General features: G+C 51.7%; 8 protein-coding genes. 4 read left to right on the top strand and 4 right to left on the bottom strand.

From position 1 onward, the window contains the following. Nucleotides 1-764, top strand: a 764-nt coding sequence (locus tag WG929_RS05080) for an IS630 family transposase (protein ID WP_416205150.1), incomplete at its 5' end; no start/stop codon positions are given. A gap of 164 nt (nt 765-928) precedes the next feature. On the opposite strand, the gene WG929_RS05075 is transcribed toward WG929_RS05080, so the two are convergent. Beyond that, entirely contained in the window at nt 929-1,180 is a 252-nt protein-coding gene (locus WG929_RS05075; RefSeq protein ID WP_369856442.1) for a GlsB/YeaQ/YmgE family stress response membrane protein, read from the bottom strand. Nucleotides 1,181-1,481: 301 nt separating this feature from the next. Between WG929_RS05075 and WG929_RS05070 the strand changes: the two genes are divergently transcribed. Together WG929_RS05070 and WG929_RS05065 are read left to right on the top strand one after the other, a co-directional pair. Continuing rightward, nucleotides 1,482-1,820 carry a YegP family protein gene (locus WG929_RS05070; RefSeq protein ID WP_369856443.1) on the top strand — a complete coding sequence of 113 codons (339 nt, stop codon included), beginning with the start codon at nt 1,482-1,484 and terminating at the stop codon, nt 1,818-1,820. Between the two features lie 16 nt (nt 1,821-1,836). After that, entirely contained in the window at nt 1,837-2,415 is a 579-nt protein-coding gene (locus WG929_RS05065) for a hypothetical protein (protein WP_416205149.1), read from the top strand. A gap of 85 nt (nt 2,416-2,500) precedes the next feature. Here WG929_RS05065 and WG929_RS05060 read toward each other — a convergent pair whose 3' ends face one another. Together WG929_RS05060 and WG929_RS05055 are read right to left on the bottom strand one after the other, a co-directional pair. Then, nucleotides 2,501-3,310 carry a cytochrome C assembly family protein gene (locus tag WG929_RS05060; RefSeq protein ID WP_416205148.1) on the bottom strand — a complete coding sequence of 270 codons (810 nt, stop codon included), beginning with the start codon at nt 3,308-3,310 and terminating at the stop codon, nt 2,501-2,503. 83 nt (nt 3,311-3,393) lie between these two features. Further along, nucleotides 3,394-4,077 (bottom strand): DUF2461 domain-containing protein, encoded by a 684-nt coding sequence (locus WG929_RS05055; RefSeq protein WP_416205147.1) that lies wholly within the window; start codon nt 4,075-4,077, stop codon nt 3,394-3,396. A gap of 327 nt (nt 4,078-4,404) precedes the next feature. Between WG929_RS05055 and ffh the strand changes: the two genes are divergently transcribed. Continuing rightward, complete coding sequence (gene ffh / locus WG929_RS05050) at nt 4,405-5,817, top strand: signal recognition particle protein (protein ID WP_416205146.1); 1,413 nt, start codon at nt 4,405-4,407, stop codon at nt 5,815-5,817. A gap of 166 nt (nt 5,818-5,983) precedes the next feature. Here ffh and WG929_RS05045 read toward each other — a convergent pair whose 3' ends face one another. Next, on the bottom strand, nt 5,984-7,126 hold the full coding sequence (locus tag WG929_RS05045; protein WP_416205145.1) for an ABC transporter permease: 1,143 nt from the start codon (nt 7,124-7,126) through the stop codon (nt 5,984-5,986). Nucleotide 7,127 lies beyond the last annotated feature (1 nt).

Here is a 7,127-nt window from a genome sequence, read left to right as displayed (position 1 = left end):
CGGCAAACGCAACCCATTGGTCAACCACTCTGATGGCGAAAGAAACCGGACTGAATGCCATGGCGATCAGTCGGATATGGCGAGCCTTTGGTCTGAAGCCACATCGTCTGGAAACCTTCAAACTATCGAGAGATCCTTACTTTGTTGAAAAGGTTCACGACATCGTTGGCTTGTATATGAACCCTCCGGACAAGGCATTGGTGTTGTGCGTCGATGAAAAGAGTCAGATTCAGGCCTTGAACCGGACGCAACCCGCACTACCGTTGTCATTTGGCTATGCCGAAACACGAACACATGATTATATCCGTCATGGTACCACGACGCTTTTTGCGGCTCTGGATGTTGCAACCGGTGAGGTGATTGGCAGGCTTCACCAGCGCCACCGTGCAGAAGAGTTTCTGTCCTTTCTGAGAGCAATTGAACGAGAAGTCCCCAAACATCTCGACATCCATTTGGTCATGGATAATTACAGTACGCATAAAACAGAAAAGGTGAGAAGCTGGTTCGCCTCTCACCCCCGTTACCACATCCACTTTACGCCCACGTCAACGTCATGGCTTAACCTGGTCGAAAGATTCTTTGCCTTGATTTCCCAGCGATGGATTAAGCGAAATTCCCATCGAAGCACTCGTGAATTGGAAGCCTCCATCAGGGAATATTTGGCCGTTTATAACAATGATCCGAAGCCCTTTGTGTGGCAAAAAACTGCTGACCAGATCATCGAGTCCATTGCTCGATTATCAGATAAGATAAATACCAAGTGAACTTTTGTTAAGGGACACTAGCAGGCTGTTGATTTTTGTTTTCGAGGCAGTCAATGCAAGGCAAAAATAGGAGAAAAGAGGGAGTTTATGGTTGATAAATGACCGATTCAGGCCTGTTTTTAACACCGCAGTGACAACAACGCAGATAGAAAATCAACCGCCTGCTAGGCTCGGCGTATAACGCTGCCAATGTACAGCAGTAGTAGCGCCCCCACCGTTGCCATGATGACCGAACCGATAAATCCAACGGCAGCAATCCCCAGCAAGTTAAAGACAAAACCACCGATAAATGCTCCGGTAACGCCAATGACCATGTTACCGAAAAAACCGAATCCGCCACCGCGCTTCAGCGTGCCAGCTAACCAGCCGGCAACCGCACCAATTAGCAAAAATACCAATAAGCTCATTAAATCCATTGTTTGATCTCCCATCAATTGAGTGTCTATTTATTAGTCGCTATTAAGAGATTGGATGGATTTGCCGTTGAGAGTTCAAGAATCTGCTTTATCAACGTTAAATTCATGCTATTTCCCGACCTGACGGGATTGCAATGTGCTAGCAGATTCCTGACACCCTTGTCGGTTTAACGACAAAAAAGCCCACCAAACTCCAAGCAAAGGGGTCAAATGAGAGTGTTTTGCTATGGCACCTGGATTGCTCTCTATTTGGAGACCCATCCAATAACCAGCAATGCGTAAAACGCGACAGGAGCCAGTTATGTCAGTGACGTTTGAACTGAAAACCACCGAAACCCAGGAGTTCACCTTTGAGTTGCTCAGCAGCAGCGGCGACATGCTACTGCTCAGTGGGGATTACCCGAACAAAGCCGCAGCCGAGCAAGGAATTAAAGACGTGAAGCTGGGTTCTCTTATGGGGCATCAAATCGCCGCAGGTAAAACGCCAGCTGGTGAGACGTTTTTTGTGATTAAAGATACCCACGGCCAAATCATCGCTAAAAGCGCCTTGTTTGCGGATCAGATGTTGTTCGACAACGCCCTGCACGCGGTAAAAGACAACGCCTGCATTGCCGGAATATCCGACCTGACCGCAGCCTGAGCCATGGAGTCCACTGATGAACAACGAGCTGACCGTTCTTAAAGAGTTGTCTACGGTTACCGTCACTCAGGCTGAATGGCTGGAGATTGGTCGTACCATCACCAGCCATTTGCCAAAGCCTGAATTTTTGCAAACCTTCAATGCCATGGCGGGTGAAGTGTCGAAGGTCTACGGCTTTGTTATCGACACCCTGACTCCCTTTATCGAGCTGAATTCCGAGCCTGCGTTTGTGGAAAACTTCGATAGCCTGATGGTGTCCTATCAAGCCAGTTACCTGGCTGAAGCCAGTAAACCCAGACACTATTGCGATGAAGCATTCGAACACTTTGTTGAGATCCAGCAGAGCAAGGAATTCAGCACCAGCTATCCGTTGTTGAAACACACGTTTGATCGTCTCGATTACATCATGGACAAGTACATTGCCAATGATGCCTGGGTGGTGATGAGCATCGAAACAGTGATGAAACGGTTAAGCCGCTGGTTGAATGCCATTGCCGAACTCAAAAAAGTCGACAGTGAAGATGCGTTCTGGGTGTATCAGGGTCTGATGAAAAGTATCGCAGAATATTTACAGCTGATCCGCCAGCGTGGTTAGCCGGTCATCCGGGAATGGTACTGATGGTATTGATGTTGTGGCATAGCCTGACAGATGCATTGCGGAGTGCATCTGTCAGGTGTGGCTATTTGCCGATCACTATTTCCAGCACAAACTTGGAACCGAAATACGACAACACCAGAAACCCGGTGCCAATCAGTGTCCAGCGACTGGCGGTAACACCACGCCAGCCAAAGCGATAACGACCAAACAGCAACATCGCAAATACGGCCCAGCCGATCGAGGCAAAGACCACTTTATGGAGCAGATGCTGCTCTTTCAGGTCAACCACACTGGGCCAGCCAATCGCAAACGCCAGCGTCAGCAGGATCATCCCCAGCCAGATCATTTCAATCAGCAACAGATCCATGGTTTGCAGCGGCGGGAGTGCCTGAATCAGACCGTGGGTCTTGTGCTTGCGCAGATGGTGATCCTGCAAGGACAACAATACCGACTGCACTGCGGCAATCACAAACACGCTGTACGCCAGAATGGATAACAATATATGCCAGACCAGGCCGTAGCTGAGGTGATCCAGTGTTTCACGTTGTTGAGAGAACGAAGACACCACCAACAGCACAGCGATCATTGGAAACAGGCCAACAAACAGATTCTCGACCGGCTTTTTCAAACTGGAAAACAGCAACAGCAGCGTAATGACCCAGCCAATGACCGAGCCAATATTATAAAACGCAAAGTTGATTCCGGGATGGGCGCTGTCACTGGTGACGGCACCGTAGAGCAGAAAACCCAGGTGCGTGAGCGCCGCCAGCATGGCCAGAGTCAGTACCAGATTACGATTGGCTGGACGGTCTCCACTAATGGTTTGCCACTGACGAAATGCAGAAAACAGATACAAAACCACAGCGGGCAAGGCAACAATAAATTCGGACATAACCAAGTTTCCAAAAAGACGCGGCCAGTGTCGCACATGGCCCCGACTTCGCAAAGTCGATGCCATTCAGTTGTATTGACAGTTCAGTATCGCAACCCCAAGGCATCACATAACCAGCCCTGAAAATTGCTCGCAGCACGGAAGCGCCGGGCAATCTGATCACAGCAGTCGGGTTGATAGAGCGTCTCTTCATCCAGCGCCGCCAAGGCAATAAAATCCTTACGCTTGAGCTCGTCTATTTGAGGGTGATCTTTGTCGTAGCCCTTGGGCGGGCGTATCAGGCTGTCGCCATCCAGTCGAAAATATTGCTGGAAGTCGTTATCGCCAATAGCATCCAGATAGCGTGCCGGTCGTTCGGCCAGCGCGTCGCGGATTTTTCCCAGCGCTACCGAATCCGGGTGCCAGACGCCGACGCCAACAAATATCTCGTCCGCTGCAATGTGTAAATAAAATCCCGGTGCATGGATATCTTTGCCAGACTCATGGCGAAACTGGATACCAACATTCAGCTTGTAGGGCGTCTTGTCTTTGGCAAAGCGGGTATCCCGATAGGGCCGCATCAACGAGCCGCCCACTTTTTTGGCGACGGCTTCGTAATAGGGCGAGATAGCGCGGATCTCCATTTCCATGGCAGCAATAAACGCCAGTGCCGGGCCACGAACCTGAAGCTCATAGTCGGACTTGTGTTGCTCGAACCAGGCCTTGTTATTGTTTTCTTGCAGCTGGCGCAAAAATACCAGCAACTCCGGTGAAAACGCCGTAAACATAAGGTCTCCCTGTCTTGCCGCCATGGGCGCTGTGGTATTGATGAACACTTGTTACATATGGCTCGGTATTGTGCGCCGGAGCCTGGGGCAGGTGCTATATGGGTAGTGCTATGGGTAGTGCTATGGGGATAGTACCGTAACAAAATCTTGTGATTATTCCATGTTGCGGTCGCGATCCCGGTTAATTCGTTACGGCGGCGAATTCGCCCAACAGGCGTAAGGATAACCGCCTTTAAAGAGGGTATACTTGGCGTTATTTTTCGCAAACGGGGCGCCGGCCCGGTTATCCAGTCCCGGCCAGACGTACCCAGCATACGAGTTGTCATTATGTTCGAAAGTTTGACCGACCGACTTGGCAAAGCCCTCAAAAGCATTTCCGGCCAGGCCAAGTTAACCGAAGAAAACATCAAAGGCACCGTGCGTGAAGTTCGCATGGCGCTGCTGGAAGCCGACGTTGCCTTGCCGGTGGTGAAAGCCTTTACCGACCAAGTCAAAGAGCGCGCCATTGGTACCGAGGTTCTGAAGAGTCTGAATCCGGGTCAGGTATTCCTGAAAATCGTCCATGAAGAGCTGCAAAGCGTCATGGGTGAGGCCAATGAAAAGCTGAATCTGGCGACCCAGCCACCGGCTGTTATCCTGATGGCTGGCTTGCAGGGGGCGGGTAAAACCACCACGGTTGCCAAGCTGGCCAAGTATCTGGCCGAGCGCGAAAAGAAAAAGGTGATGGTGGTGTCTGCCGACGTTTATCGTCCGGCAGCGATCAAGCAGCTTGAAACCCTTGCCAGCGAAGTTGGTGCACTGTTTTATCCATCGGATATCAGCCAGAAGCCACTGGCCATTGCTCAAGGTGCTATCGAGGCGGCGAAAAAAGCCCACGCCGATGTGCTGCTGGTGGATACCGCCGGGCGTCTCGCCATCGACGATGCGATGATGGCCGAGATCAAGGCGTTACACGCTGGCATCAATCCGATTGAAACCCTGTTCGTGGTGGACGCCATGACGGGTCAGGATGCCGCCAATACCGCCAAGGCATTCAGCGAAGCACTGCCGTTGACTGGTGTCATGCTGACCAAAGCCGATGGTGATGCTCGTGGTGGTGCAGCGTTGTCGGTGCGTCATATCACTGGCAAGCCGATCAAGTTTATGGGGATGGGTGAAAAAACCGATGCCCTGGAGCCATTCCATCCCGATCGCGTGGCGTCGCGGATTCTCGACCTGGGTGACGTACTGACCCTGATCGAAGAAGCCGAACGTAATATCGACAAGGCCAAGGCTGACAAACTGGCGAAAAAACTGCAAAAGGGCAAGGGCTTCGATCTTGAAGATTTCCTCGACCAGTTGCAGCAAATGAAAAACATGGGTGGCCTGACCGGCATGCTCGACAAGTTGCCTGGCATGGGTAATGTGAATCAGATGGCCAAGCAAACCGCTGCGGCAGAGGGCCAGTTCAAGCAGATGGAAGCGATTATTTTCTCCATGACGCTGGATGAACGCCGCTTCCCGGACAAAATTAACGGTTCGCGTAAAAAACGTATCGCCAACGGCTCTGGCTCCCAGATTCAGGACGTTAACCGGGTGCTGAAACAGCACAAGCAAATGCAGAAAATGATGAAAAAAGTCACGGCCAAGGGCGGCATGAAAAAGATGATGCGCGCCATGGGCGGAAATGGCGGCGGCATGGGTGGCCCAGGTGGTGGTTTGCCACCCGGCTTTGGCGGCGGTATGCCGCCGATGCGTTAGCAAGCGAGTGTTTTTCAGTAAAACGTTGCGGATATTTCTGTGCTGATACCGTATGCACCACGTCTCGCAGGGCATGGGTGACGTGGGGAGGCGTCTGGGAATTCCTGGTGCCGGACTTGATGCCGCTTTACTTGTACCCACATTATCTCATTACCCCAAACATCTCTCAGGCCATCTGTATGATGGCCTTGCGGAAACGTCCCAGCGAATAAGCAAACAGCACGGCACCGATCAGCAGCAAGGCCAGGAACTGTGGCCACACCACATCAAAACCCGCACCGCGATACAGAATCGCCTGGCCCAGTTCAACGAAGTGGGTGGTCGGGGCGAGGAGCATTATATGCTGCACAAAATCCGGCATGCTTTCACGGGGTGTGGTGCCACCGGACAGCATTTGCAGCGGCATCATCACCAATACCATCAGCAGCCCGAACTGCGGCATGCTGCGGGCCAGGGTGGCGAGAAAAATCCCCATTGAGGTGGTGGCAAACAAATGCAGCGCGGCACCGCTGAAAAACAGCAGTAACGACCCTTCTATCGGCACATTAAGAATGCCGCGTACCATACCGTTCAGCGATAGGGCGGCGGCAATCAGTACGACAAATCCCATCGCCCAGACTTTGGCCAGCATGATTTCTGTCGGCGTGACCGGCATTACCAGCAGGTGTTCGATGGTGCCATGTTCCCGTTCCCGGATCAGCGCGGCGCCGGTAAGAATAATGGCAACCATGGTGATCTGGTTGATAATCTGCATCAGACTGCCGAACCAGGACTGATCCAGCGCCGGATTAAAACGCGCCCGCACGGCCAGATTTACCGGCAGTTCAGTATTGCTGCGGTAGCGTTGTAAAAACTCACTGACTTCCGCCTGCACAATCTGCTGCACATAGCCGCTGCCGGTAAAGGCCTGACTCATGCGCGTGGCATCGACATTGAGCTGAATTTCCGCTTCCCGTCCGGCCAGTACATCATGTTGAAAATCCGGCGGAATATTCACCACAAAGGTATAAAGTCCGGCGTCCATACCAGCATCCATGGCTTTCAGAGTGATCATTTCCGGCGGCATAAAATAGGGCGGGTAAAAGGCGGAAATAATCCGTTGTGACAGTGCGGAACCGTCCTCATCAACAATGGCGATGGGGGCTTTGTTGAGTGAGTCCGGCATTGAGGTGCCAGCGGTATAGACCGAGAAGGTGAAGCTGAAAATAATCAGTACCAACATAGTTGGGTCACGCCACAGGCTCCACAGTTCTTTGATGCCGAGGCGATAAATATTGATCAGGTGGCGTCCCATCTTATTCAAATCCATT

It is taken from the genome of Oceanobacter antarcticus, from assembly GCF_044962685.1.
GTDB lineage: Bacteria > Pseudomonadota > Gammaproteobacteria > Pseudomonadales > Oceanobacteraceae > Oceanobacter > Oceanobacter antarcticus.
This window is presented reverse-complemented; position numbering and strand designations above follow the sequence as displayed.

Coding starts and splice junctions, on each gene's coding strand:
- WG929_RS05075 (WP_369856442.1), bottom strand. CDS start 1,180: ATGGATTTAATGAGCTTATTGGTATTTTTGCTAATTGGTGCGGTTGCC.
- WG929_RS05070 (WP_369856443.1), top strand. CDS start 1,482: ATGTCAGTGACGTTTGAACTGAAAACCACCGAAACCCAGGAGTTCACC.
- WG929_RS05065 (WP_416205149.1), top strand. CDS start 1,837: ATGAACAACGAGCTGACCGTTCTTAAAGAGTTGTCTACGGTTACCGTC.
- WG929_RS05060 (WP_416205148.1), bottom strand. CDS start 3,310: ATGTCCGAATTTATTGTTGCCTTGCCCGCTGTGGTTTTGTATCTGTTT.
- WG929_RS05055 (WP_416205147.1), bottom strand. CDS start 4,077: ATGTTTACGGCGTTTTCACCGGAGTTGCTGGTATTTTTGCGCCAGCTG.
- ffh (WP_416205146.1), top strand. CDS start 4,405: ATGTTCGAAAGTTTGACCGACCGACTTGGCAAAGCCCTCAAAAGCATT.
- WG929_RS05045 (WP_416205145.1), bottom strand. CDS start 7,126: ATGGATTTGAATAAGATGGGACGCCACCTGATCAATATTTATCGCCTC.